The 25,693-nt window shown below is 42.7% G+C and carries 18 protein-coding genes; 6 read left to right on the top strand and 12 right to left on the bottom strand.

Annotated elements, in window-relative coordinates:
* Positions 1-170: 170 nt before the first annotated feature.
* The 4 genes from FLL45_RS19095 to FLL45_RS19080 form a co-directional block, all read right to left on the bottom strand.
* Positions 171-1,253: a GGDEF domain-containing protein gene (locus FLL45_RS19095; RefSeq protein ID WP_142943655.1), complete on the bottom strand. Its 1,083-nt coding sequence runs from the start codon at positions 1,251-1,253 to the stop codon at positions 171-173.
* Between the two features lie 119 nt (positions 1,254-1,372).
* Positions 1,373-3,484 (bottom strand): tetratricopeptide repeat-containing diguanylate cyclase, encoded by a 2,112-nt coding sequence (locus FLL45_RS19090; protein WP_142943654.1) that lies wholly within the window; start codon positions 3,482-3,484, stop codon positions 1,373-1,375.
* A 121-nt stretch (positions 3,485-3,605) separates the two neighbouring features.
* Positions 3,606-4,484 carry a spermidine synthase gene (locus FLL45_RS19085; protein WP_142943653.1) on the bottom strand — a complete coding sequence of 293 codons (879 nt, stop codon included), beginning with the start codon at positions 4,482-4,484 and terminating at the stop codon, positions 3,606-3,608.
* Between the two features lie 47 nt (positions 4,485-4,531).
* Positions 4,532-5,149 (bottom strand): fused MFS/spermidine synthase, encoded by a 618-nt coding sequence (locus FLL45_RS19080; RefSeq protein ID WP_142943652.1) that lies wholly within the window; start codon positions 5,147-5,149, stop codon positions 4,532-4,534.
* A gap of 310 nt (positions 5,150-5,459) precedes the next feature.
* Here FLL45_RS19080 and FLL45_RS19075 point away from each other — a divergent pair, with 310 nt between their 5' ends.
* The 4 genes from FLL45_RS19075 (at position 5,460) to FLL45_RS19060 (ending at position 10,512) form a co-directional block, all read left to right on the top strand.
* Positions 5,460-6,185, top strand: a complete 726-nt coding sequence (locus FLL45_RS19075) for a helix-turn-helix transcriptional regulator (RefSeq protein WP_142943651.1) — start codon at positions 5,460-5,462, stop codon at positions 6,183-6,185.
* Positions 6,175-6,942 carry an SDR family NAD(P)-dependent oxidoreductase gene (locus FLL45_RS19070; protein WP_185964551.1) on the top strand — a complete coding sequence of 256 codons (768 nt, stop codon included), beginning with the start codon at positions 6,175-6,177 and terminating at the stop codon, positions 6,940-6,942. The genes FLL45_RS19075 and FLL45_RS19070 overlap by 11 nt, the downstream gene beginning before the upstream one ends.
* Positions 6,943-7,087: 145 nt before the next feature.
* Positions 7,088-8,188, top strand: coding sequence for a GGDEF domain-containing protein (locus FLL45_RS19065; RefSeq protein ID WP_142943649.1), 1,101 nt, complete (start codon positions 7,088-7,090; stop codon positions 8,186-8,188).
* 287 nt (positions 8,189-8,475) lie between these two features.
* On the top strand, positions 8,476-10,512 hold the full coding sequence (locus FLL45_RS19060; protein ID WP_142943648.1) for a sensor domain-containing diguanylate cyclase: 2,037 nt from the start codon (positions 8,476-8,478) through the stop codon (positions 10,510-10,512).
* Here the strand turns inward: FLL45_RS19060 and FLL45_RS19055 are convergent.
* From FLL45_RS19055 to FLL45_RS19040, 4 genes are all read right to left on the bottom strand, one after another.
* The gene (locus FLL45_RS19055) at positions 10,509-10,814 is read right to left on the bottom strand and encodes a hypothetical protein (protein ID WP_142943647.1); all 306 of its coding nucleotides are present in this window, start codon (positions 10,812-10,814) and stop codon (positions 10,509-10,511) included. The two genes, FLL45_RS19060 and FLL45_RS19055, sit on opposite strands and share 4 nt — an antisense overlap.
* A gap of 38 nt (positions 10,815-10,852) precedes the next feature.
* Complete coding sequence (gene pntB, locus FLL45_RS19050; protein WP_425456690.1) at positions 10,853-12,220, bottom strand: Re/Si-specific NAD(P)(+) transhydrogenase subunit beta; 1,368 nt, start codon at positions 12,218-12,220, stop codon at positions 10,853-10,855.
* Positions 12,221-12,298: 78 nt separating this feature from the next.
* Complete coding sequence (locus FLL45_RS19045; RefSeq protein WP_142943646.1) at positions 12,299-13,837, bottom strand: Re/Si-specific NAD(P)(+) transhydrogenase subunit alpha; 1,539 nt, start codon at positions 13,835-13,837, stop codon at positions 12,299-12,301.
* A 343-nt stretch (positions 13,838-14,180) separates the two neighbouring features.
* The gene (locus tag FLL45_RS19040; RefSeq protein ID WP_142943645.1) at positions 14,181-15,086 is read right to left on the bottom strand and encodes a diacylglycerol/lipid kinase family protein; all 906 of its coding nucleotides are present in this window, start codon (positions 15,084-15,086) and stop codon (positions 14,181-14,183) included.
* 240 nt (positions 15,087-15,326) lie between these two features.
* Here FLL45_RS19040 and FLL45_RS19035 point away from each other — a divergent pair, with 240 nt between their 5' ends.
* Complete coding sequence (locus FLL45_RS19035) at positions 15,327-16,061, top strand: helix-turn-helix domain-containing protein (RefSeq protein WP_142943644.1); 735 nt, start codon at positions 15,327-15,329, stop codon at positions 16,059-16,061.
* A 254-nt stretch (positions 16,062-16,315) separates the two neighbouring features.
* On the top strand, positions 16,316-17,383 hold the full coding sequence (locus FLL45_RS19030; RefSeq protein WP_142943643.1) for a saccharopine dehydrogenase family protein: 1,068 nt from the start codon (positions 16,316-16,318) through the stop codon (positions 17,381-17,383).
* A gap of 68 nt (positions 17,384-17,451) precedes the next feature.
* On the opposite strand, the gene FLL45_RS19025 is transcribed toward FLL45_RS19030, so the two are convergent.
* The 4 genes from FLL45_RS19025 to FLL45_RS19010 form a co-directional block, all read right to left on the bottom strand.
* Positions 17,452-20,187 (bottom strand): EAL domain-containing protein, encoded by a 2,736-nt coding sequence (locus FLL45_RS19025; protein ID WP_142943642.1) that lies wholly within the window; start codon positions 20,185-20,187, stop codon positions 17,452-17,454.
* A gap of 152 nt (positions 20,188-20,339) precedes the next feature.
* The gene (locus FLL45_RS19020) at positions 20,340-21,713 is read right to left on the bottom strand and encodes a sensor histidine kinase (RefSeq protein WP_142943641.1); all 1,374 of its coding nucleotides are present in this window, start codon (positions 21,711-21,713) and stop codon (positions 20,340-20,342) included.
* A 28-nt stretch (positions 21,714-21,741) separates the two neighbouring features.
* Positions 21,742-23,106, bottom strand: a complete 1,365-nt coding sequence (locus FLL45_RS19015; RefSeq protein WP_142943640.1) for a sigma-54-dependent transcriptional regulator — start codon at positions 23,104-23,106, stop codon at positions 21,742-21,744.
* A 151-nt stretch (positions 23,107-23,257) separates the two neighbouring features.
* On the bottom strand, positions 23,258-25,690 hold the full coding sequence (locus FLL45_RS19010) for an ADOP family duplicated permease (RefSeq protein ID WP_142943639.1): 2,433 nt from the start codon (positions 25,688-25,690) through the stop codon (positions 23,258-23,260).
* Positions 25,691-25,693 lie beyond the last annotated feature (3 nt).

Raw genomic sequence — 25,693 nt, 5'->3', positions numbered from 1 at the left:
AAACGGAAAAGTGTAATAAGACGCTAACATAGAGATGAAAAACGCTACATGGCTGAACGTGTCATTTATTTAGCCGTAAATGTCAGTGGCAAACAAAAATCAAAAAATATTGAGATATCTTAATCTGCGAGTGAGTGTGGAATGAGATCGATTTTAAGGATTGGTCGTATTTAAGGATTGGTCGTAATACAAAATCTAGCGCGTCCATCAGCTTTAGCTTGATAAAGCGCTTGATCCGCATGGTCGACGAAAGCTTCGATATTTTGAGTCTGACTCGGCACGCCACAAAATATACCTATCGAGCAACTCACTAATCCGGTGCCATTACCGTGAGTATGCTCAACCGCTTTTTTCTGCCAAGCAGCGATAATTCGCTCTGCTTGATGCTGAGCTTGGTCACTGGTTAATTGCGGTGCAACGATAACAAACTCTTCGCCGCCATATCGTGCAACGAGATCCCAATCTCGTTTGAATATTTGCTGTAATATCTTTGCCTGCAAGGCGATAGTTTCATCGCCTTTCTGATGTCCATAACCATCATTAAAATCTTTAAAATGGTCAATATCCACCATAAATACAGCGAGCGTGTCGCCAGCTCTTTTACACCAAGAAAATAAGTCCTTCGATTTATTTTCATAATAGCGCCGATTATAGATCCCCGTGAGTTGATCAATTTCACTTAACGACTTTAATCGAGAATTTGCTTCATTCAGTGAGCTTATTTTTCGTTTTAAATCATATAAGCCCACTAGTCCCACCAGCTGTGCGCCAAACACAAACCCAAGGTTAACCCAGCTGCGCTCGCCGTAAATCGGATAAAGCTGAACAATAAAATAAAAAGCAACCGTATTGATTGTCACAAAATATATTGCAAAACGAAACGATAAACGCATTGCAAAGAAGCCGAAAAAAGCATACATCAGTACGCCTTCATAGGGAAAAACAAAGCCAACCTGCTGCCAACAAATGACGGTAAATCCATAATTGACAAAGGAAAGCCATAACAATACGAAGCAAAGCGCTGGTTGATAAATCGGCTTGAAGTGACGCCAATAGGAAAGCGCAAAAAAAACAATGACGACTGGTAGCTGGAGCCCGAGCCGACTGACGATATAAGTGTCCTTCAATCCTTGTGGAATTAAACTGAGATCCGCGAACATAAACGCCAGAATCATGAACCCACCAATCGCTAAGACGACCCTTACGCGGGTAACATTAAAGGATTCGGAATGGGTTGGCAGCGTTTGAGTCACTAACGAAAAGGCTCTATCGACAGTTCAGTCTTTCAAGTGTAGTCCACCAAGCGGGATGCATCCAGAATTAGGTAAAGAGAACAAAGCTAACTTCAATTGGACATAGTTTGCTGGTAACACTAATAGCGAATAGTGAGTTTTTTATAACTGCTCGTGGTACTAATCTTGTCAATAAAGTCCGCGCTAAGAATGACTTGTTTACTTCTCAAACTATCGTCAAGTGCTTCTAAATCCACCGTCACACTGCAGTTTCGCCCTTCTTTTTTCGCCGCATAAAGATAAGTATCGATCAATCGCATTGCTTCATTCCAGTTAAACCAATCAGGGTTGTCACTGATTAAAGGAAACAGTGCGTAGCCGAGGGAAGCTGTCACTTTAATCTCATGCTCATCGATTTTCATTGTTTCTTGATTACAAGTTTGCATGATCCGCTGACAAAATGTTTCTACGCCTAGGATGTCTGTATCAAATAAGGTCACAAAAAACTCTTCGCCTCCCCAACGTATCGCAATATCCCCCTCTCTAAGGTTTGTCGTCAGTATATCGGCAAAGTTTTTAATCACGGTATCTCCAATATCATGACCAAATTGATCGTTAATGTTTTTAAAATGATCGATGTCCAATATAACTATTCCTAACTTTTGTTTTGAGTCGCTATCCTTGTGAACGCGACGAATAACTGAACTCTCCATTCGTGGCTGAATTTCTTTGAGGAAGCGGCGATTCTGTAATTTAGTCAACGGATCTCTAAAAGCTTGTTCTTGCAACTTAGCATTTAGCTGATCGAGTTTGGTATTTTTCTCTGTTATCAATTTGTTACGACTATAGAAAAATATCAATACCGTCGCCAAGAATAGCCCTAAGCCAACAAAAACCGCAGTTTGCAGCTGCTGAGCTTTCAGCTCGCTCGCTTTAAGCGTATTGTCTTGATTGAGACGCTGGATTTCCTGGCGACTTTTCTCAGCTTCAAAAATTTCTTGTAATTCAAGAACTCTCTCGCTGTTGGTTTCTTGAATTAACTCAAGTGACTTCTGATGGTACTGTTTATAATAGTTTAGAGCGTTTTCATGGTCGCCGGCTAACTCATAAATAATAGAATAGTCTTCTAGTGCCCATAGCATTGATTGAGGATGCTGTATCGTCTGGTAGATTTTGTCGGCTTCAGCCAGAGCTTCAAGTGCCTCTTGATATAAACCGGCAGTTCGATAGGCTATCGCAAGATTATTCAGTGAAACACCTTTCTCATATAAAACACCTTGCTCATCGGCAATCTCTATCGTCTTTGCAACAAGGGCTTTTACTTGGTCTAAATTTTCATCTCGAATAAACTGATTCTGTAATTGGATTAAGGCTCGCATTCTGGGTTTGAATGCTCCGACTTCCTCCCCAACGGTAAGCACCAAATCACGGTATTTCTCTGATAACTTACGGTGACGTTCAGCAGTTTGAAGCTTAGTTTTTTGCAGAGATTCATCGATTATCTCGGCTGCTGCTTGTTCCGCTTGAAGTGCCAGCATATAGTGAATATTCATTGCATTTGAATAGGCAAAAACTTCATAAAACTCATCTTGAAGGCGTTTAGATTGCTTTAAAAAATTCTCATTATGCTCCAAAGCTTTGCTGTATTGTCTCATGTAATACTCGATATTAATCTGCTGCGACAATACGTTCATAAGTACTAGTGCATTCTTAAATTCACTGGCTAGTTTTTCTGCTTGATTAAGATGAATTAGGGCTTTTTCGTACTGACTACCTCTCGATTCAATCGCTCCTAAACTGAGTGAATGCCACATAGTGAGACGTTCATTGTTATGTTCATCTAAATATAAAGCGACCTTATCCAAAAGCCGTTGAGCGTTATTGATTTCTTGCTTATTCAGTTCAACAACCGCTTCGGCTAGATTGACCCAGGGTTTTGCTTTGCTGGTAGCCTCTCTCGAAGACAGCTGTACTCCATACTTTTCGGCTTGTTGTTCTAAACCGACTTTATAAAGCAAGTAAATTAACCAAAGACGCTTAATGGCTTCAGGTTCTCCGATAAATTGATCTTGTTGGCTGGCGGTTGCTATCGCTTGTTCAAGCAACTGGATAGCTCGTCGAGGATTAACATGTTGATAGGTTAGTGCTTCGGAAAGTTGACTGTCATCATTGGTTTCAGATTCAGCGCTGACTTGGCACGAGATACTTAGCCAAAGTGCAACAAGTATGCAAGTGTTTACCAAAGTCTTCATTATAATTATTGACTACCGATTAAATACGACTCTTAACCCTTATAGCCCAAGTTAGCGCATAAATCCACTAACCCTGGGCTCGGACTAAACTTCAACCTTTAAAAGCGTTGATTGAAACAACCTAGTTTTGCTGCTTTAACAAATTGGCTGGTGAATATTGATCAGTAAGAATCTGACTATCAGTATTCCAATCAACTCTATCGCTAATACGACTCCAAACTTTTGCTAAGTCCACTCCATACTTTTTAACTCTTTGGGCCAGCTGCTGATCAAACTCTGGGAATTTTTCAAAATCACAATTACATGCAAAAATGACTCGATTCCCCTTTGTTGGTGCTTTAAAGATATGCAACTTACCGAATACATTTTGATAAGTGACAGATTCATAATCATACAAGAGACTATTACTAAAGGTGTTGGCGCTCAGAACACCGCCTTCATTGAGTAAGCTTTTTACTTCAGTTAAAAACTCTCTGGTCATCAAATGCTCAGGAATGTAATCACCATTGAAAGCGTCTAAAATAATCCAATCAAATTTTTCTTTCTTTAACATCGCACGTTTAACATAAACACGACCATCTTTTATCTCTGAAGTGACCCGTTCATCTTCTCGATAATCAAAGTATTGTTTGGCTAGCTTAACCACGACCGGATCAATATCTACGTTTACAATTTCCGCCTCGGGTGACAACTCATGCAGTACATTCGACAGCGTTCCTCCTCCCAGACCCAAGACCAAAATTCGTTTAGGTTGCGGATTAATTGCATAGGCTGCAAGTGCCCCGTGTGCATACTCAAAAACGAGACGATTGCTGTCGGTCATATCCATGCAAGCTTGATTGGTTATTTGTCGACGGCGAGTTTCAAACCGCATGCAACGCAAATCACCTTCTTCGACTATCACGACATTTCGATATATCGACCGCTCTTTAACTATTTCTTTTGCGTTAACTGTCCAAGTGACGCTAGCAGCCAGAACCATTAAAAGAATTTTTTTCATGATACGTTTTATTCTCAATTAATATACATTTAAAAACAGTGAGTGATTTAAGCTACCGAAGGTTGAGCCGCGTTTTTGTCAATACTTGAAACTATCCAGGCTAGACAACCAGCGATAAACAAAGTTGAAAAGGTTAACCAAAGAATTTGATTTACTTCCAACCAAAGCACCAAATAGAATGATGTCAAAATCGTCCCAATAGCACTTCCCATTGTTGAGACGAAGTATAAGAAACCGGCAGTATGCCCTGACGAGTCTGCGGAAACCGTTAATATTCTTACCGAATACGGCGCAATCATCCCCATAATGATACTAGGCACCAAAAATATGAGTGTCGAAGCAACTAACGAACCGTAGCGAGGATCTTCAATTCGTTGAAATACAAACTCAAATATAGATTCTGAGAAAAAAATTGTTGGCAATAAGGTGAGCGCTGCAGAAACGAATATCCCCCCATAGCGGATCAAGTTCGGCTTATAGAGTGAAAACTTACCGCCGCTCAAGTAACCTATGGACAGCGCCAGCATAAATACCGTAATAATACTCCCCCAAACATAAACACTACTCCCAAAATAAGGCGCTAACATACGTCCGCCCAATAATTGGAAACACATAATCGAAAAGCCCGCGCTGAAGGCGAGTAACAGAATGGTTGCTTTTTTCATTCGTCCTACTGCTTATAATTGTTGGTAAAACCACTGGTACGTTGCTTCAACAGTGTCTTTGCGTTAGGCCGTGTATACGCCATAGTCGACCAGCGATATTTTTATCGTTTGGCTATACCATACCGAGGTTAAGAATTAGGAGCAATAACTATTGCAGGGAAACTCTGCATTAATTGTAAACCACCTATAATCCGCAAACGATTGCTCAAGCAACAGATTTAGTTAATCAGCTTTTAATCAATAAATAGGCAGGTTAAACTGCCGATCCACCTATCAAATATTTTGTGGCAAATATTTCGGATGATACTCGATGCGGCGCGCTGATAGATTATTTCAAATCACCCAGATTTTACGCAACAAGCGCTTAGTCACAGCAAAACAGCTCGCCGAACGTTTGGAGGTTTCCGAGCGCACTATTTATCGTGATATTCAAGACCTATCCCTATCAGGCGTTCCAATTGAGTCGGAAGCTGGAGTTGGCTATATGCTGCGCCATTCACTCGATATACCACCGATTATGTTTGATGCCGACGAGCTAGAAGCGATGATTCTTGGTGTTAAAATGATTACCGCCTGGTCTGGTAACGAGTTAGCTAAATCAGCGCTATCGGCACTCGACAAAATTGAAGCCGTGATTCCACCAGAATTGCGCACTAACCTCCAAAATAGCAAGCTATTTGTGCCGACATTTGCCATCCCTAACCAGCACAAAGCCAATTTCGAAAGCCTGCGTCAAGCGATCAACAACAAGCGACAGGTGTTAGTGGACTACCAAAAACTCAACGGAGAGCACTCCCAACGCGCTTTATCACCGTTAGGTCTTTACTATTGGGGGAAGGTTTGGACATTGGTTGCATGGTGCCATTTAAGAAACGCATTCAGAGTGTTTAGAATCGACAGAATGAGTCAGATTGAACCAAGCAATACGCCTATTGCTGATGTTAAAGGACAATCACTCGACGACTATATCGCGATTCAGAAAGCTATCTACGAGAAAGAAAATCATTTTGATGAGTCTATGGCCTATGATAAATGATCACCAAAAATCACGAAGCCAAGCTAAACAAGAAGAGTTGCCACGAAAAGTGGTGGTCGTTGGAGCCACTAGCGGCATTGGGCTGGCCTTGGCAGAACAGTATGCCGATATGGGTTGGCGTGTTGGCGTTGCTGGTCGCCGTCTCGAGCGCCTCAAAGCATTCCAACAAAAACACCTTGGCCAAGCCTTTATCAAACAAATCGATGTCACCAACCCGATAAAAGCCTGTATTCAACTGGACTACTTAATTGACCACATGCAGGGTATGGAGGTTTTGATTATCTGCGCAGGAACCGGAGATATCGACCCTGAACTTGACTGGTCGATCTCAGACAGAACCATCGAAACCAACGTACAAGGCTTTACCGCTATTGCGAATCGCGGTTTTAAATATTTTTTAGAACGGAAATCCGGCCAATTGGCCGCTATAACATCAATAGCAGGGTTGCGAGGGGGTGACGTATCGCCGAGCTACAATGCGAGTAAAAGCTATCAATCAAATTACCTGCAAGGATTACAAAAGAAGGCTGTTAAAACTAACAGCAACATTCACATAACCGACATCAAAGCCGGCTTCGTTGATACTGCTATGGCGAAGGGCGATGGCCAGTTTTGGAAAGCGAGCCCTAAAAAAGCCGCAAAGCAGATTGTTAGCGCGATTCATAAAAAAAGGTCGGTGGCATATGTTACCAAGCGATGGAGACTGATTGCTTGGCTTTTAATGCTACTTCCCGGCTGGTTCTTTAATCGACTATAAAACCTTGCACCATAGATGCAATCTGAATAAACGCGCTAATTATTGGCAATTAGTGGTGGTATTAGGTTTCGACTGCTATCTTTTAGTTAACCATTAGAGTCGCCAATTAAAGGCCTAACGACATAGCACAAGCACTTACCACTTCATGATTCGAAAACTCGAAAAGTTGCTGCGTAAAATGTTGGATATTTTTTTGATCCAACCACCTGCTAATAACGCTAATACAGACTCTATCCGACTATTTTTTAGTGTCTCTTTTTTATCCGTTTTTGGTTTTGTCATTATATCGATATTTGCTTATGTTTCTTTCGTCAATCAAGCGGACTCAAGAGGTTACTTCTTGGCGATGCTTTCGGTAGCGAACATTGGCAACTATTTTTTATTGCGTACAACAAAAAATATTTGGGCCGCTGCGACTATCGCTGCAATTTTAATTCTAATTGTATTTTTTTACTTGTTTTTAACCGGTGGCTTAAATCAAACAGGACTCTTTTGGTGTTTTGCGATTGCTCCGTTGTTTTTCTTTTTTCTGGGTCATCGCTGGGGATTGCTCATCACTTTAGTACTATCAACGATTTCCTTATTGATACTAAATGTTGATGACTTTATTCTCTTGCAAGCTGACTATCCCGAAACAGTAAAAACCCGGTTTCCGATCATATTTGCGGTAGTTTGTTTTTTATTGTTTATCCAAGAGCTTTCTCGTTATCGAGTTGATGAACACAACAAGCTATTGACCGAAAAACTCGAAGTGGTCGCCAGAACCGATGAGCTATCAGGTCTTATGAATCGACGCGGCGCTGAGGAGGCACTATATCGCGAGTACCTTAGAGGTATTCGTAGTAAACGCTATGCTTCCGTTGCAATAATTGATATCGATCACTTCAAAAAAGTGAATGATCAATATGGTCATGCCGCAGGCGATAACTCGATCAGAATGGTCGCAAAGTGTCTTACCAATACCGTACGCCATAATGACTACGTCGCCCGCTGGGGAGGCGAGGAGTTTCTGGTGATTTTAACTGAAATTATCGACATTTCTAGCGAAAGAGTTTATGAGCGAATTAGGCAGGCTGTTGCGGATATAAGACTCTCACAAGGCAACCAACAATTTTCGATTACCGTGAGTATTGGCATTGCTCGATTTAGAGACAGAGAAGGAGTCGCATCGGTCATGCGAGAAGCCGACAAAGCGCTATACCGTGCTAAAGAAAACGGCCGAAATCGAATAGAGATAGCTGAATAACCTAAGAGGTTTCTTTTAATGGTGTCGTCTAACTAGCTGAATATGAAACTGATGACAGACAAATACCAAGTATTACGATCATAAAGATTGTCTAATTCAATTCCGCGAATAACTCATTTCCCGCTTAACTCGCCGTAAGTAATCTATAATGAATAATAGCAATATCGATATTTAGGCAGTTTTCAATTATTAACAAGCAACTTTTTCAACTGATTATCATCGGCTGTGCATTTGGTTTAGGCGCAGCCCTCGTCAATGTGTTTTTTAAAATATCTGTGTATGGCAATATGTCATTTCACCTAGGTAGTTCATTAGTACTCCTATGTTTACTGCGTTTTGGCTATTTGCCCGGTTTAATTGCATCTACCATCTCTTCGCTCTCGCTACTGATTATATTTGATAATCCTTACTTTTTTCTTCTATTAGGGATGGAAGTGATCGTTATTGGATTACTTTTATCCCGTGGGTTATTTCTATTATTCGCCGATATCATTTATTGGTTGTTAATTGGCGCTCCGCTCACTTTCGTGATTCTTTATTTTAATGATCCAGAATTTGCCTACAATAATCAGTTGCTGATCATGAAACAAGCTATCAACGGCGTACTGTACGCGGCTATTGCGTCAGTCGTGGCACCTTTTTTAGTCAAATCTGAGAGCGCGGTAACTTGGAATGGTGAGTTACCGGCGATGTCTATTAAAATCTTCGAGCAATTTAGTACCATTACGGCCATCACCGGTATTATGATTGGGCTTGTATTGGTTGAGCTTTCAGTAAGAGATAGCGGTAGACAACTGCAAAATAGTTTAAGTAACAAAGCCTATCAAGCCAGCGCTTTCATCAGGAACTACATTGAGTCGCATCAAGCAAAGATCCAGCAAAGTGCGGATAGTTTGGGTTTATATCGTCTATTATCAACCGACACTTTAACTTTTCTTAATACAACTCAAAAAACTTATCCAGGCTTCTTGACAATGCTCATTGCCGATGAAAACGGCGGCATTATTGCGGGAGCGCCTAATAATTTTTATGAGGTACTTAAGGATGCGCCTGAGAACCAACGTTCAGTCATTGATCGTGACTATTTCATTGAAGCTAAGGCGACGGGACGCAGTTATATTTCTCAAGCTTTTAAAGGACGGGGATTTGGCAATGATATTATTGTCGCGATTAGTGCGCCAGTTTATGAAGACAATCAATTTAAAGGCGTTATTGAAGGCTCATTAAATTTAAAAAGTTTTCAACAAATTGAGAACAACCTTGGAGAGAACTCTCAAGATTTCTTTATTCTTCTCGATAAAAATAACAATATTCTTTATGCTTCCAAAGCCGCACAGCTGAATGTCATGGACCAATTGGAATATATAATTCCCGACACCAACTATTCAGAAATCGCACAATTACTGCAAATCAATCAAGCGACAAATAGGCGAGATTTTTTCTTCGAGTCGAAGCCGACTGTCAATGGCTGGACGACTTTCATACTCCGTGACACCGCTCAAATCAATAATATTGTTGAGGCTTATTATCGATATCTGGTCATTCTCTTTTCAATTATTTTTCTTTTAACTTTTATTATTTCACGATTACTGTCAAAAAACCTTACCGGTCCACTCGAAAATATTGTTAATAATCTCACGCTTGATAGCTTGGATAAAAGATCGGATAAAGAAGACTCATTTACAGCAGAAATATTCTCAATTAAACAAAGACTACGCCAAGCAAAACGCGTTTATCTCGACTTCCAAAACGAGTTGCAACTCGAAGTTGAAAAGCGAACTCGCGAACTATCAGATGCTAATATTAAATTGGAAAAACTATCGAGAGAAGACAGTTTGACAAAGTTGTTAAATCGGCGCGCATTCGACGAAGAACTCGTCAACGATCTCAAAAAGTCGATTCGATTTCAAACGCCAATGTGTCTTGCCCTGGTTGATATTGATCATTTTAAAAATATTAATGATTCTTATGGACACCCCGTCGGTGACAAATTCATTCAGTTCCTTGGAAAAAGTTTAAAGCAGAATATGCAAAGAAACACCGATATTGTAGCTAGAGTTGGCGGAGAGGAGTTCGCTATTTTATTTCATGCCGATAGTCCAACTGCCTGTCAGTCGAAACTTGAATCATGTCGTGCTGCTGCAATGTCGATAAAACTTGATGTCAATGATAAAAAACTTGGCATCAGTATTAGCATCGGTGCCTTATTTATTATTCCGCCACCCGATATTACCGCAAAAGAACTCTATACAAGAGCAGACCAATTGCTCTACAAAAGCAAAACGGAAGGTCGAAATAGGCTAACCTTTCAAATCTTTGACTAAAATATTTTACTGCGAGCGACCAATGCTTGAGAAACCACCCTCCCATCATTGACCTTAACTTCACATACATGCTCATTGAGTAAGCTGAAGCTACCATCAGCGGTTAATTCGATAGTCCTAGGATCCACTTCGACAAAAGTAAAGCCCTGTTCATCAGCTCGTGTTTTCAATTCTACTACAGTGTTCCCAGAAGAATTAAGCTGGCAAAAATCATAGACGTTTTGTTGGGTCGCCGAATCGAAGTAAACCAATGCGGTAAACCCGAAAACAGCGGCGATGACGATGACAAAACCCACTTTCACTGAGTCAATACTCCTGTTGATTGAAACAAGTGCCCCCCTTAGAGAGCCTTAGCGATATTTTCAACACTCTCGCGCGCATCGCCAAAAAGCATATTGGTATTCTCTTTAAAGAATAGCGGGTTTTGCACACCTGCATATCCGGGATTCATTGAGCGCTTAAAGACAATCACTTGTTTGGCGTTCCATACTTCCAACACCGGCATTCCCGCAATCGGACTATTAGGATCTTCAGCCGCAGACGGGTTTACTGTGTCGTTGGCACCGATGACTAAAACAACATCGGTCTCTGGAAAATCATCGTTTATTTCATCCATTTCCAACACGATATCATAGGGCACTTTCGCTTCTGCGAGCAATACATTCATATGACCCGGTAGACGTCCCGCGACAGGGTGGATGCCAAAGCGAACCTCAACTCCACGATCGCGAAGTGTCTTGGTAATTTCATAAACCGGGTACTGAGCATGGGCTACCGCCATTCCATAACCGGGAGTGATGATTACCGACTTGGCATTAGTTAGCATATCAGCAACATCCTCAGCATTGGTTTCGATATATTCTCCGTATTCTTGGTCAGTACTAATGGTCACTTCGGTGCCAAAACCACCGGCGATCACGCTGATAAAAGAACGATTCATTGCTCGGCACATGATATAACTTAAGATGGCGCCTGAAGAGCCCACCAATGCACCCGTAACAATTAACAGATCATTCCCTAACATAAATCCAGCGGCGGCAGCGGCCCACCCCGAATAGGAATTAAGCATTGAGACGACCACAGGCATGTCAGCACCGCCAATTGAAGCAACTAAATGCCAGCCAAAGACTAAGGCGATTACGGTCATGATCATCAAAGCAATCATATGTCCTTCTTGCTGGACGAAATATACCATTAGGGAAAAGCTGACGATCCCCGCAAGCAAATTCATTTTATGTCTGTGCGGTAACATTAATGGTGAGCTACTGATGATTCCGCGAAGTTTGCCAAAAGCAACAACAGAGCCAGTAAATGTCACGGCACCAATGAACACACCGAGAAACACCTCGACTAAATGAATATTGAGCATCATTCCGGACATCGCTGCGTGATCAAGAAAGCTGTTAAATCCAACCGCAACCGCAGCTAAGCCGACAAAACTATGAAGCATTGCCACAAGTTCAGGCATTTGAGTCATTTCTACTTTCAACGCGAACCGAGCGCCAATGGCGCCACCTATCACCATCGCCACAATGATGTATTCAAGATTAGTCACTGATGGATTTAAAATCGTTGCGACCAGCGCAATCGTCATACCGATAATGCCATACCAGTTGCCATGCTCAGCAGACTCTTGTTTGCTCAAACCCGCAAGACTGAATATAAATAGTACCGCAGCGACAAAATAAGCGCCGTTGATCAGTGCCATATCGCCTTCAAACATACTGCTAGACTCCGCTGTTTTTTGAACTAGATCTGCAGCTTTTACTGTTACTTCACTCATCGCCTAGTCCTCCTTCCTAAACATTTTTAACATCCGCTTGGTCACAACGAACCCGCCAACAACATTGATAAAGGCGATTAAGACAGCAAATATCGAGATCCACATAACGACTTGGTTACTACTCGATATTTGTAATAAAGCCCCAACAACAATAATTCCACTGATGGCATTGGTCACGCTCATCAGAGGCGTATGCAAGGAGTGAGAAACATTCCAAACAACGTAATAACCGATAATGCAGGCGAGAACAAAAATAGTGAAGTGTTGCATGAAATCTGCCGGCGCAACCATCGACAACCAACCGAAGAACAAGCCACCTAAAAGCAACATGATATGTTTGCCCATACCCGATGACTTTTTTTCAACCTTTTCGACCTTGGGCGGTTCTGCAACTTTTGGCGGCGGTGCGGCACTCACTTTTACTGGGGGGGGTGGCCAGGTTACCTCACCGGCTTTGGTCACCGTCACGTTTCGAATAATTTCATCATCGAAATTTAGGGCGATTTCACCATTTTTCTCGGGGCACAGTAATTTAACTAAATTTAAAATATTATTTGAAAAAAGTTGGCTCGCTTGAGTCGGTAACCGAGAAGGCATATCGCTGTATCCGATAATGGTTACACCGTCAACTTCAACCGATTTATCCTTCTCAGTTAATTCACAGTTGCCGCCTCCAAGAGCGGCCAGATCAACGATAACGCTGCCGCGTTTCATCGAGCGCACCATTTCCGCTGTGATCAACTTTGGCGCAGGCTTTCCTGGAATCATCGCTGTGGTGATAATAATATCGACTTCTTTTGCCTGTTCAGCAAACAAAGCCATCTCGGCTTCTATGAATGCTTTACTCATCACCTTGGCGTAACCATCGCCACTACCCGCTTCTTCCTCTTCTTCAAAATCAAGCTCAAGGAACTCAGCGCCCATACTCTCAATTTGCTCTTTTACCTCGGGACGCGTGTCGAAGGCTCTAACAATTGCCCCTAAACTCCCTGCAGTCCCAAGAGCAGCAAGCCCGGCAACACCAGCGCCGATTATCATAACTTTCGCAGGGGGTACCTTTCCGGCAGCGGTGATCTGTCCAGTGAAGAAGCTGCCAAATTGATGGGACGCCTCAACTACTGCCCGATACCCTGCGATATTCGCCATTGAGCTCAACGCATCCATGGACTGCGCTCGCGATATTCGCGGAACCATATCCATGGCAAGTAAGTTGATATTTTTCTCAGCGACTTTTTTCAATAGCGCTTCGTTTTGTGCGGGGTAGAAAAAGCTGATTAGGGTCGCGCCGGACTTTATAGAATCAAGCTCAGGCTCAGTTGGTGGGTTAACTTTAAAAATTAAATCCGCTTGCATTACCGCTTGAGCGTTACTAATTTCAGCACCCGCTTCTTCATACATCGCATCAGAAAAGCTCGCCAAACTGCCCGCACCTGACTCGACAAGTACCTCGAAATTTAGCTTAACGAGTTGTTTTACACTCGAAGGTGAAGCCGCCACTCGCGCTTCATTGACTGTGGTTTCTTTGATAATCCCAATTTGCATGGTTGTGCCCTACGAATAAGGACCTAAAAACTGCTTGCTTATGATAGGCCCAGTGATTTCTGCAAATCTACTTTTCGACGAGTATCATTTTCGACAACCGAGTTGTCGAATCATATTTCGCACAGCAGATTTACCCGAAGGCCTTTGTAATTATGATGCTTTTTATTCTTGTCTATCCCGATAAAACAGCAACCGATGGCCCTACTACCTGGATCAATTTCTCGCTCAATTTACGATCTCTACCTTAAAATTGCAAATAGGGTTTTGGTCTTAGATTGATTTAACAGTTCACTATTTATCAGTATCCCACTGATAATCATCCTGTTTAAAACATTGCGTATTTTTAGAGTAAATCGGGATCCCAGAGAAACTCTATCGCGTTGGGTAAACACTCAAACGCAACCGGCGTTTTGCCTAATACCTCACCATCTGGGATGAGTTGTCCCGGTTTTTCTTCAATAATCTTAATTGACTTTGCTTGAAGGTACTCGACTTCGTCGTAATGGATATGAGATCCATCATAAATACTTCTGAAAAGCTTGAGCATTCTGAACTTGGTTATATCGTTGAGAATAATCACATCAAGCAGCCCATCATCGAGTTTTGCTTTCGGCGCCATTAAAAAAGTCGTCCCGGTGTAGGTTGAATTAGCGACTTCGACGAAAACGCCTTGCCGCTCAAATTTTTTACCATCGACTTCAATGATCATTTTCTGAGATTGGAGTTTAACTAAATTTCTCAACGTCGCGACTGTATAAGCGGCATTACCCATCCATTTGAACGAAACAGCGGACTCAGCAACATCGGAAACAAACCCCATACCAACGATATTAATAAAATGATAGCTATTTCCCTCTGTTTCAAAGCGGCCGATATCAATACTTCTCGTTTGATTACGCGCGATGATATCGATCGCTTTCCGCCAATCGGCCCGATGCAGCCGCAACTCTTTCATAAAGGCATTGCCAGTACCATTGGGAATTAAACCCAAAGGTGGTTTGTCTTTGGCTGGATTTTTTTGATAACCGTTCAGTACTTCAAACAGTGTTCCATCGCCACCAGACGCAACCACAGCATCAAATTCATTCAGATTTTTGTGGCTCACCAACTCCACCGCATGACCCGAGTATTCGGTGGTTAACAAGGTAGCATTTAGGCCGGCTTGTTTGATATATGACAGGATATGAGGAAGTAATTTTCGCGCTTTTCCGCTAGCGGCATGAGGATTATAAATGACTAATAAATTCATTGATTCGGGGTACTGCTTATAATTAGCCCTCCACTGTAGGCAGATATCTCGATAATGTCAAAGCGCAGCGTGACTGTTGCCAAGGTGGTGATTTCCGATTGTCGTTTTTCTCTCATTTGAGAGAGCTCACTCAAAGCATTCTCTTTTGGTAACTTTTGCGCTTATAATCTTCAAAACAAAGCTGATGCCTGCTTCTATACATTAGCACTGACTTTCACACATTCTGGGAAGACAAAGTTTATGGCACAAACTACCTTGATCCTTCAAGCTCTCAAGGGCTGCTTGAAACAAAAGGGCATTACTTATGCTCAGGTCGCTAAACGGCTAGATTTAAGCGAAGCGAGTGTTAAACGAATTTTTTCAGAAGAAAATATTTCCTTACAGCGACTCGATCAAATCTGCGCGATGATGAATATGGAAATAACCGACCTAAGCAAAATCGCAGAAAAAAAGCAGGATGAAATCAGCGAACTTACCGAGGAGCAGGAAGCCGAATTTGTCAAACAACCCAAACTATTATTTGTCGCATACATGCTACTTAATGAGATGGATTTCGATGCGATCAAGGCCCATTACGACATTAGTGAACATGAAGGCATTCAGCTGTTAGCTCACCTTGACCGTATCAAATTCATCGATCTACTCCCCGGCAATCGAGTCAAACTACTCACGTCGCGGAACTTTCGCTGGCGCAAGCATGGTGCGATTGAAAAACTATTTAACGAACAAATTAGAGCCGAATTTTTTCAGTCCAAGTTTGCGAAAGCAGACGATTGCATGCAATTTGGTGGCGCACTGGTTTCGCGTGCCACTATATTACAAATGCATACAAAAATCGAAAAGCTTATCGCAGAGTTTAACGAACTTGCCCAGCAAGATGCGAGTTTGCCTTTTAGTGAGCGAATTGGCTGTGGCATTGTGGGTGCTATGCGCCCTTGGGAGTTTAGTTTATTTTCACAGTTTCGTCGCCGATAATAACCCCTACAGTTGGCGACCCAGCAGTAACCCGCGGTATCCCGCTTCCCTGTTGAATTACCGCAAAAACTTGTTCAGCGGTGATACACGCAAGATTTGGCTAAGTTAAGGGATATTAAATTTAACGGATTATGTTATTCTTAATGCCAACAGGCCTGACCAGAGCTTAGTTGTTCGCTCATTAGGTCTTATTGGGAAGACACACAACTACCTGGCTATCGAGATAAAAAAACCACAACAGAAGAATAAAGCTTATGCATTCACAAGATAAACTCATCATGATATATGGCGCCAACGGTTATACTGGCAGACTAATCGTTGACCATGCACTCGAAAAAGGACTCAAACCCATCGTTGCCGGCCGTAATAAGGAACAGGTCAAACAAATTGCAGAAGAAAAGGGACTACCTGCTAGAGTGTTTGATTTGGACTCAGTCGAGCAAGTAGCCAACAACCTGAATGATATCGCCGTTGTGATTCACTGTGCAGGCCCTTTTTCTGCGACAGCTAAACCGATGATGGAAGCTTGTATCAAGAGCAAAACTCACTACACCGATATAACCGGAGAGATAGTGGTGTTTGAATTGGGGCAGTCTTATGACGCGCAAGCCAAAGAAGCAGGCGTTGTTATTTGTCCTGGGGTGGGTTTTGACGTAATTCCAACAGATTGTCTTGCTAGCCAATTAAAAGACAAATTACCCGACGCAACACATTTGAAACTTGGCTTTGACTCGGGAAGTAGTATGAGTCCGGGCACCGCGAAAACCTCTGTCGAAGGCTTAGCCCAAGGCGGAAAAATTCGTGAGAACGGAAAAATTATTCAAGTGCCGCTCGCATTTAAGACTAAAACGATTGATTTTGGTAACGGCGAAAAAAATGCCATGACAATTCCTTGGGGCGATGTTTCTACCGCCTATTACTCAACCGGTATTCCAAATATCGAGGTTTATATTCCAATCTCTCCCAAAGGCGCCAAAAAAATTAAACGATTAAATGCGTTTAAATGGTTACTTGGCACCAAACTGGTACAAAACTTTTTGAAAAAGCAGGCAGGTAAATCGCGCGGACCAAACGAACAGCAGCGGGAAAAATTAAAGACCTATGTTTGGGGTGAGGTACGCAACGATAAAGGCGCTTGGGTCACGGGACATTTTGAGACGGCAAATGGCTATGAGCTGACCTACTTAGGTGCTGTAGCAGTCGCCGAACATCTATTAGCCAATGAGATTGAAGGCGGTGCTTTTACGCCATCTAAATTAGTAGACAACAAGCTGGTTGAGCGGCTACCCGGCACTGGCGAAATTCATTTCAAACCAGAATAAGATAATCACTAGCTAGGACTAAGTTCTCAATGCTGAGAACTTAGTCCTTGTATCCAACCGATAATATACTAACCCTGACGTTGCCAGTAAAGCTTAGAGAAACTCTCGCCATCTATCGGCTCGCTGATGTGATAGCCTTGAATAAAATCACATCCTTGATCAGCCAGAGCTTGAAGCGTTTTTTCATCTTCGACACCCTCGGCAATCACTTGTAATCCAAGGCTATGAGCCAAATTAATTGTCGACTTTGCAATAATATGATCATCCTTATCCTCAAGCATTTGTGAGATAAAGGAGCGATCGATTTTTAAGGTATCAAGCGGTAACTTTTTAATATAGGTCAGCGAAGAATAGCCCGTGCCATAATCATCCAAAGCACATTGAATGCCTCGTTCACTAAACTTGCTTAGTTGTTGTTTAGCTTGTTCTAGGTTATTCATTAACGCGGTTTCCGTCACTTCAAATTCAAGCTCATTCGGCTCAATATGATACTGTTCCATCAATCGATCAACTTGTTCAATAAATCCTTCGTCAGTTAGATTTCGGGTGGACAAGTTGATCGCCATAGTGACGCTAATCCCTTGTTTTTTCCAAGATTGAAGCTGAATCATCGCTGTTTTCATCACCCAAAAAGTTAACGGATTAATCAGTTGCGTTAATTCAACTTGTGGAATAAATTTCGCCGGTGGCAGCAAGCCATAGCGTTTATGCTGCCAGCGAACTAATGCTTCGCTACCGATAATCTGGTTAGTACGTAAGTCAAACTTGGGTTGAAAGTGCAATACTAGATCATCGTTGCGGATAGCCTCAGCCATTTCAGCCATGATTACAAACCGTTGATTGGTATTGGCATCTAACTCAGGTGAATAAAGAACAGTGCCCCCGCCGTCGCTTTTAGCACGATACATCGCTAATTCAGCACACCGTAGCATCTCGCTCGATGACTGAGCTGCACCATGGGTAGTTGCCACACCGATACTTGATGAAATCTCCAGGTTGAGGCCATCGACAACAAAGGGTTGAGCTATCAGTTGCTCAACCTTTTGAGCAATATTAACGACTTGCTGGGCATCAGCTTTATTCCCAATCAGCAACAAAAACTCATCTCCACCTAGCCGATAAATTTGTGAGTCTGGATCTTTTATAACAGCTGACAGTCTCGGGCCAATCAACTTTAATAATTTGTCGCCAATTTGATGATCGAGCGTATCATTGATTTCTTTGAACCGATCTAAATCCACTAACACAACCCCAACATGACGGTCGCTTAACTTGATCCGTTCCAACGCTGCAGGACAATCTTGATTAAAGGCGTTACGATTGGGAAGTTGTGTCAGGTTATCCTTCGTCGCCAGACTTTCAAGTCGTTGGTACTGTTTCGCGTTTGAAAGTGCCAACGCGATGCTACTGCAAATCGTTTGATAAAACTCAAGTTCATCTGGAGGCAAGTGGGCATCAGGCTTGTAGCCGATCGAAATACTACCAAGAATCTCTTGTTTATAAATAAGCGGCAATACAACCAAGCCCCAAATGCCTTCTTTCGCAAAAATATCCCTGATAGCTTGGTCTATTCTCGAGTCATTACAAACATCAGGAAACAGTTCCAGCCGCTGAGATGCAACCGCAAGACTTGTTGGCGAACCAGATTCTTTGAGCGGAAATGTGCCGCGGGCTTTGATAAAATTGTCACTGATATTAGAGCTAGCGGTGACGACCAAGTTCTGTCCTGATTCATCGAGTACAGAGAAGCCAATTGATGAGCTGATTTGAATAGTGTGCAACAGCGCAACGACTTCTTCGGCGATATGTTTGACGCTATGACTCGCATGAAGCTTTTCAACTAAAGCGTTGATTAAACTCAATTGTGAATTCTTGCGAGCAAGCCGCCCCTGAGAGCGTAAAAGGTTACGTTCAACACTTTGTTGCTCGGTCATATCTAAAGCAACACCAACAATAACTTTTTCACCCTTGTAAACGGTAGACTCTGCGGTCGCCAACATTGGAACTAACTCGCCTTCGATGGTGACGCCATTGAGAAAGACCGATCCAAACCCCTCTTCGAGGATAGCTTTCAGTTCGAGCTCTATGCGCTTATGGTCTGTTTTGTGGACAACCATAAACAAACTCTCTCGCTCCATTTGTTCAAGGGAATAACCGAATTTGCTGACAAAATACTGGTTCCAACGCAAAAACTTACCTTTCATGTCGACCATAAACATTAAAGCAGGAACAGAGTCTAGCTGAGTTTGATTGATAACAACTTCATTGCGCAGAATGGCATTAATACGCTGCCTTTCCAGCTCTGAGGCAATGCGAAATGCAAACAGCTGCAAGACACTGGAAGTCAGGTCAGTATTCTCAAATGACTTCAAGCTCAAGGCGATAAGCGCGCCAATCACGCGTTCATTGGAGTCTTTTAATGGTAAAGCGATACAAGCTTGCGCGCCTGATTCGATTAAGACATTATCCTCGGGGAATGCTATCGGTAGATCTTTTTTAACAACGACTATCTGATTTTCGAGAACTCGCTCGATTAAGGTTTGTGGTGCATGGATATCAAAGTTTTCGTGGACTTCATCACCAGAGTATACAACCACAGTCGACACCAGCGCTGAGCCTTCAGGGTTTGCCTCGGTAATCAAAACGGCATCTAAGCCCAGGCTCGCCGAGAGTTCCTTGGCAATACCTTGCAAAAAGTCTTCCTCAAGACGCCCTGCGGTCGAATGCAAAAGGTTTTTTAATACCTTTTCAAACTCGCTTTGTGTGTATTTGGCGGATGGTGAGTCCGAGTTTATTTCATGCATGCTGCTTTATGCGCTCAAAGTCTAGCTAAATCTTCATGAGCCAGATAAACCAATAAATTCAATATTGAGTATTAGAATAGCCGCAATTTGAAATTATCTCGACCTCCTTGCCTTGATAATGACTACTGACTAACAGAATTGGGGGCAATATATCAGTGCCTAATGGGGATTTCAATCACCGCTTGACTCCCCAGACCATCTTCACGGTTGTTAAGATTCAAACTCCCACCATGCGCCTCGATTATCTGCCGACAAAGCACCAAACCAATACCCGTACCTGACTTCTTGGTTGTATAAAAGGGTACAAATAGGTTCTCGGGATTTTTGATACCACAGCCCTCATCCATAATGCGAAAGCGAAAGTTCCCAGCGTCAATCTGCCAATCAACGGCAATTGTTCCCAGCGGTGACTGTTCAGCCATGGCCTCGGTCGCATTCTTAAGCAGGTTTATCAAAACTTGCTCTAGCTGGACACTATCACATTTAAAACTGACCTCAACATCACTGAGCATTGTGATATTTGAATCATCAAACAGCCCAACAACCTTTTGCAGCAACTGTTTAAAATCCACTTGCGTCAAAGTTGGTTCGGGCAAACGGGTAATTTGGCGATAGCTATTGACGAACGAACTTAAATTATTCGCCCTTTGCGAAATCAGCTTTAACCCATCCAATAAGTCTGCACGACCTTTTTGCTGGCTCGTCTCAGCAGCGACAACGCTCAAAAGGGTTTGACTGATGGAAGCGATCGGCGTGAGCGAATTGTTAATTTCGTGACTAATAACCCTTACCAGATTTTGCCAAGCTTTACGCTCTTCACGACGTAAAAGACTACTCACATCCGTGATAAATAACAGTTTTTGTTCTTCACCGCCTTCACGGTAGGTTTCCACATGAACATTAAATTTTCCTTGCTGCTGTCCAAAACTCAATTCGAGTACTTGATTGTGTCCACTGGAAAAACTTTGAACTGACTGAAGTTGTTGAACAAGCGTCGTCGTCGAATCTCTTTGTTCGATTTGTAAAAGCTTTCGAGCCGCAGGATTTATTAAGCGAATAGTATTATCGCTATCTAATGCAATAATCGCGACATCAATATGATCGATAACCGTCTGCAAGAGGAGCTGACTCTCGATTGAGGCTAACTTCTGATCACTTAAACGTTTCGCTAAACGGTTAATTGATTCAACCAGGTCATCGAGAGCGCTATTGATACGGTTACCTGTGTCATTTCCACCGCTTGCGTTTCCAATACTTGTAACACTACTTCTTGCCCTCAAGCTATAGTCGCCTTGAACCATTGCTTCAAGTAGGTTGCTCAGACTACGAAACTGGTACGCAGATTTTTCGTGAATACGATAATTGCAATAAATTACTAGAATACTGCCGATAAAACCGACAAGAAGTGTTAAATAGATCGAAATGTTCGCATAAAGCATAACCCACAATAGCAATAGTAATGTGGGTATAGAAGCAATTAATGAGAGTCGCGTGAGTTGTGCTTCAAAGGATTGCTTTTTGCGCATGCGGGTCGGAGACGTAGCTTTCGTTAAATTATTTTTCCAATCTACGATAAAAAGCGCTGCGGCTCAATCCCAAAGATTTTGCTGCTTCGACTGCATTCCCCTCAAAGTACTCCAATCGTGTCCGAATAATTTCTGACTCAAGCATCTCAAGCGGACGCAAATCAACTTCCTCGTCGTCAGGCTCACTCGACCCAGCTGGTAATTCAACTAATCCCAGTGCTTTAACGCCTATCAAGTCATCGATTGATAATATATGTGCTCTTTCTAGTACGTGGGATAACTCCCTCACATTACCGGGCCAATTATAATCAAGCAATGCTTGTGTTGCAGCTTCATCGATAGTTGCTGGTGACTGGCCATACTTTGCGGCAACTTGTGCAAGAAACCTCTGAGCCAAAGGCAAAATATCTGCTTTCCTTTCACGGAGCGGCGGAATTTCAATTTCAATCGTGTTTAATCGATACAACAAATCTTTTCTAAAAAGCCCTAGCTCAACCGCCTCATTTAAATTGGCATTAGTCGCACTAATAATTCTTACATCAACTGTTTGCGTTCTACTGGCCCCCACTTTTTCAAACTGTCGCTCTTCTAATACCCTTAATAGTTTGCCTTGTTGGGAAACCGGCGTATTCGCTATTTCATCCAAAAATAATGTGCCGCTGTCGGCAAGTTCGAACCGACCAATACGAGTTGATTTTGCATCGGTGAATGCGCCTTTAACATGACCGAACATTTCACTTTCAAATAACGACTCGGCAACCGCGCCCATATTTACCGAAACTTGTGGAGCTTCCTTTCGCTTAGAGATCCTGTGAATATAACGCGCAAGTAAACTCTTTCCGGTACCATTTTCACCCGTTAACAAAACATTGATATCGCTTTGAGCTACTTGATTAACAATTTGCATCACTCGTTGCATCGCTGATGACTGCGCAATAAGATCTTCCGCAGTATCAATTTCGGCTTGCAAGATTTGATTGTGAGCGGACAATTTTTGCGACTGTTTCTGGCTAGTGGCAAGCTTAAGCTGATTGTTGATAATCGCCAGCAGCCGCTCATTTTTCCAAGGCTTTTGAATAAAATCATTAGCGCCTTTTTGCATTGTGTTGACAGCTAATTCGATAGTTCCCCAACCCGTCATGACAACAATCGGCACCAGATCGTCAGATTGACGGATCTTTTCAATCAGTTGTATCCCTTCATCCCCAGAAGTCGTGTCCATCGAGTAGTTGAGATCCATAACGATTAAATCAAAACTTTGCCGACTAAATGCTGCGAGTGCCTCCTTTGGGGACTCCGCACTAACAACTTTGAAACCTTGAGTTTTCAGCAACATCTGCAATGCTGAAAGAATTCCGACATCATCGTCGACGATAAGGATAGTGTGATTCATCTGTTTCTGGTTCTGAAAAGGCGGCGAAAAATAGGCCGCGATCATCAACCGCGGCTTGATTTAGTTTAGAGAGCAAAACTAATAAATACAACTGCTTGATCGCTTTTCAGGCAATCCATATAGCTTCTTATAAAACATTGTTACTTGAGGCTTATTCATATCGAAGCGCTTCGCTTGGCTCTAATTGGAGCGCTTTCTTAGTCGGTAAATAGGTCGCAAATAAAACAACGCTACCGATGATCACAACAATAACGATTGAAATGCTTCCCAACGCAACGACTCCCGTCGCCATTAATTGCCCCAACATAAAACCTAAACCGCCGCCTGCGAGCAATCCAGGTATACCGCCCCAGATAAATTGTTTTGCTCCCTTCCATAAAAATTCTCGAGTCACTTTTTCATCGCTGGCTCCCAGCGCTCGTTTAACACCGATCTCCTGAGTACGTTGGACGACGGTATTAGACATCACCCCATAAATTCCACTCGAAGCAAGAATTACCGCGACGATAGCAAACATCAAGAATATTTTACTGGCAAAGCCAATCCCGGCAGTATTACGGTCGATCATGGTTTGATAAGGTTTAATTAAATAAGCCGGTAAATCACTATCTATCGACTCTAAGGTCTTACGCAAACTTCTGATCGCGACCGTTTGTTCTGCGGTCAGTTTCATCGCGACAATTAAGTTCAATCGAGGTGCTTGAGAAATCGGCCTAAATACTGAGGGATCTCTGCGAACAGGCGAAAAGGATTGCCCCTGAATGGTGTGCTCGACCACTCCGACAATAGTTAACCAGCGCGGTGTCTCACCATCTACCTCAACAATTCTAATTCGTTTGCCGATCGGTGATTCACTATCAAAGTGTCGCTCGACAAATGATTCAGTGACAACCACTGTCGATTTGTCCAACCCTTTATCACTGGAATCAAAATATCTTCCCTGACGTAATTCGACACCTAGATTTTTTAATGCATTGTGCGAGGTCGCAATATACGTCGCTCTGGGGAAAGATTTTTCATCAACATATTCTTTGCCCTCAATAGCGACTGTCGGTCGCCATGCATACTCCCCCGGTAAGTCAGAACTTATCGATACCTTGGAAATTCCCACCGTATTTTGCAAACGGGACTCTAGAACTTCCACAAATTGAGCGCGTTTTTCCGGCGTATCATACTGAGCTTGTGTTAAACGAACTCTCGCAGTTAGAACATCATCGGTATCAGCACCATAATCTGCGTTGGTCGCGATATAGGTTCCAACGACCATCACTGACGCCGCAATTAACACGGTTAACGATAGAAACACTTCACTCATGACCAAAAGTCTATTCAATCGACCAGACTTTTTACCTAACGCCCCGCGAGTTCCGTCACGTAATACACTGTTGAAATCAGCGCCAGAATTTTTCCAAGCGGGAAGCAAACCAGTTACTAAAATAGTACCTATCACAAATACAAAGAAAATTTTAATCGTGAAGCTATCAACACCAAACTTCCACCAGAAAAACGGTTTGTCATCAGTAAAAGTCGCTGTAATCGATTCAGTGACTTCTAGCCCCCAGGCAGCGACTAACAAACCGATAATACCGCCAACACTGCAGATGATAATACTCTCCCATAACATCTGACCAATAAGTCGCGAACGCGGCGCGCCAAGCGCTACTCTGATGGCGGTTTCCTTGCTGCGCTCTATTGCTCGTGAGAGCAGTAAATTTCCAACATTAATCGAAGCTAAGATTAACAACAAAATTGCAACGATATACATCGCCGCTAAAAAAGCATTTCCACCATTGCCCATTGTCGACATTGGAAAAGTTGTTGCATAGGCGCTTTGCCCATTGTTCGTTTTCGGATAACGCTCCTCCAGCCGCTTCATAATCACTTCGAGTTGACGGTTGATGTCTGCAAGGGTTGTTCCTGGAGCAAGGTGGGCCAGTCCAGTATAACTGCCGCCTTCTCCGCGCTGCATTTGAGTCGCATCCTGCCGTGCAGGCATCCAAATTTCTGCGTTTCTCGGAAAAAAGTATCCCTCTGGCATCACGCCGATTATTTTCGTGGTGACACCGTTCACTCTAACACTTTGGCTGAGTACTTCAGGATCGCCACCAAAATGATTACGCCACATGTCATACCCAATAACCGCAACGTTTTCCGCACCGACTTGATTTTCAGTTTCGGTGAAACTTCGTCCCATCAATGGCTGAGTACGAGTGATTTGAAACATGTTAGTTTCCATAAGCGCAGCATTGTAGCGGCGCGCACCATCTCGACCAGAAACATTGGCACTTGTTTCATCGACAGCACTAAACTCAGCAATTCCCTTTAAGTTGGTACGAATTTCATGATAATCATGTAAATCTAAAGAGCCGCCGTTATACAGCATGCCGTTTACTTTAGAATCCATAATGATAAGGTTTTCCGCATCTTTAAAAGGAAGGGGTTTAAACGCCATCGTATTTAAGAAAGAGAATAAATAAATACTCAACCCTAACCCCACAGCCATGACTGAAATGGTTAAAGCCGTAAACCCAGGCCGCTTGGAGAGTAAGCGTATGGCATATTTAAAATCTTGAAAATTGAGCATCAC

Source organism: Aliikangiella marina (assembly GCF_007004765.1).
GTDB classification, from domain to species: Bacteria; Pseudomonadota; Gammaproteobacteria; order Enterobacterales; family Kangiellaceae; genus Aliikangiella; species Aliikangiella marina.
The sequence above is the reverse complement of the archived record's forward strand: the minus strand, read 5'-3'. Positions and strand labels throughout refer to the sequence as shown.

Bases quoted from the DNA above. Each gene is read 5' to 3' on its own strand.
- FLL45_RS19010 (WP_142943639.1), bottom strand. From the start codon at position 25,690: ATGCTCAATTTTCAAGATTTTAAATATGCCATACGCTTACTCTCCAAG.
- FLL45_RS19090 (WP_142943654.1), bottom strand. From the start codon at position 3,484: ATGAAGACTTTGGTAAACACTTGCATACTTGTTGCACTTTGGCTAAGT.
- FLL45_RS19070 (WP_185964551.1), top strand. From the start codon at position 6,175: ATGATAAATGATCACCAAAAATCACGAAGCCAAGCTAAACAAGAAGAG.
- FLL45_RS19080 (WP_142943652.1), bottom strand. From the start codon at position 5,149: ATGAAAAAAGCAACCATTCTGTTACTCGCCTTCAGCGCGGGCTTTTCG.
- FLL45_RS19015 (WP_142943640.1), bottom strand. From the start codon at position 23,106: ATGAATCACACTATCCTTATCGTCGACGATGATGTCGGAATTCTTTCA.
- pntB (WP_425456690.1), bottom strand. From the start codon at position 12,220: ATGGCACTGATCAACGGCGCTTATTTTGTCGCTGCGGTACTATTTATA.
- FLL45_RS19040 (WP_142943645.1), bottom strand. From the start codon at position 15,086: ATGAATTTATTAGTCATTTATAATCCTCATGCCGCTAGCGGAAAAGCG.
- FLL45_RS19020 (WP_142943641.1), bottom strand. From the start codon at position 21,713: ATGCGCAAAAAGCAATCCTTTGAAGCACAACTCACGCGACTCTCATTA.
- FLL45_RS19035 (WP_142943644.1), top strand. From the start codon at position 15,327: ATGGCACAAACTACCTTGATCCTTCAAGCTCTCAAGGGCTGCTTGAAA.
- FLL45_RS19030 (WP_142943643.1), top strand. From the start codon at position 16,316: ATGCATTCACAAGATAAACTCATCATGATATATGGCGCCAACGGTTAT.
- FLL45_RS19025 (WP_142943642.1), bottom strand. From the start codon at position 20,187: ATGCATGAAATAAACTCGGACTCACCATCCGCCAAATACACACAAAGC.
- FLL45_RS19045 (WP_142943646.1), bottom strand. From the start codon at position 13,837: ATGCAAATTGGGATTATCAAAGAAACCACAGTCAATGAAGCGCGAGTG.
- FLL45_RS19085 (WP_142943653.1), bottom strand. From the start codon at position 4,484: ATGAAAAAAATTCTTTTAATGGTTCTGGCTGCTAGCGTCACTTGGACA.
- FLL45_RS19060 (WP_142943648.1), top strand. From the start codon at position 8,476: ATGTCATTTCACCTAGGTAGTTCATTAGTACTCCTATGTTTACTGCGT.
- FLL45_RS19075 (WP_142943651.1), top strand. From the start codon at position 5,460: ATGCGGCGCGCTGATAGATTATTTCAAATCACCCAGATTTTACGCAAC.
- FLL45_RS19065 (WP_142943649.1), top strand. From the start codon at position 7,088: ATGATTCGAAAACTCGAAAAGTTGCTGCGTAAAATGTTGGATATTTTT.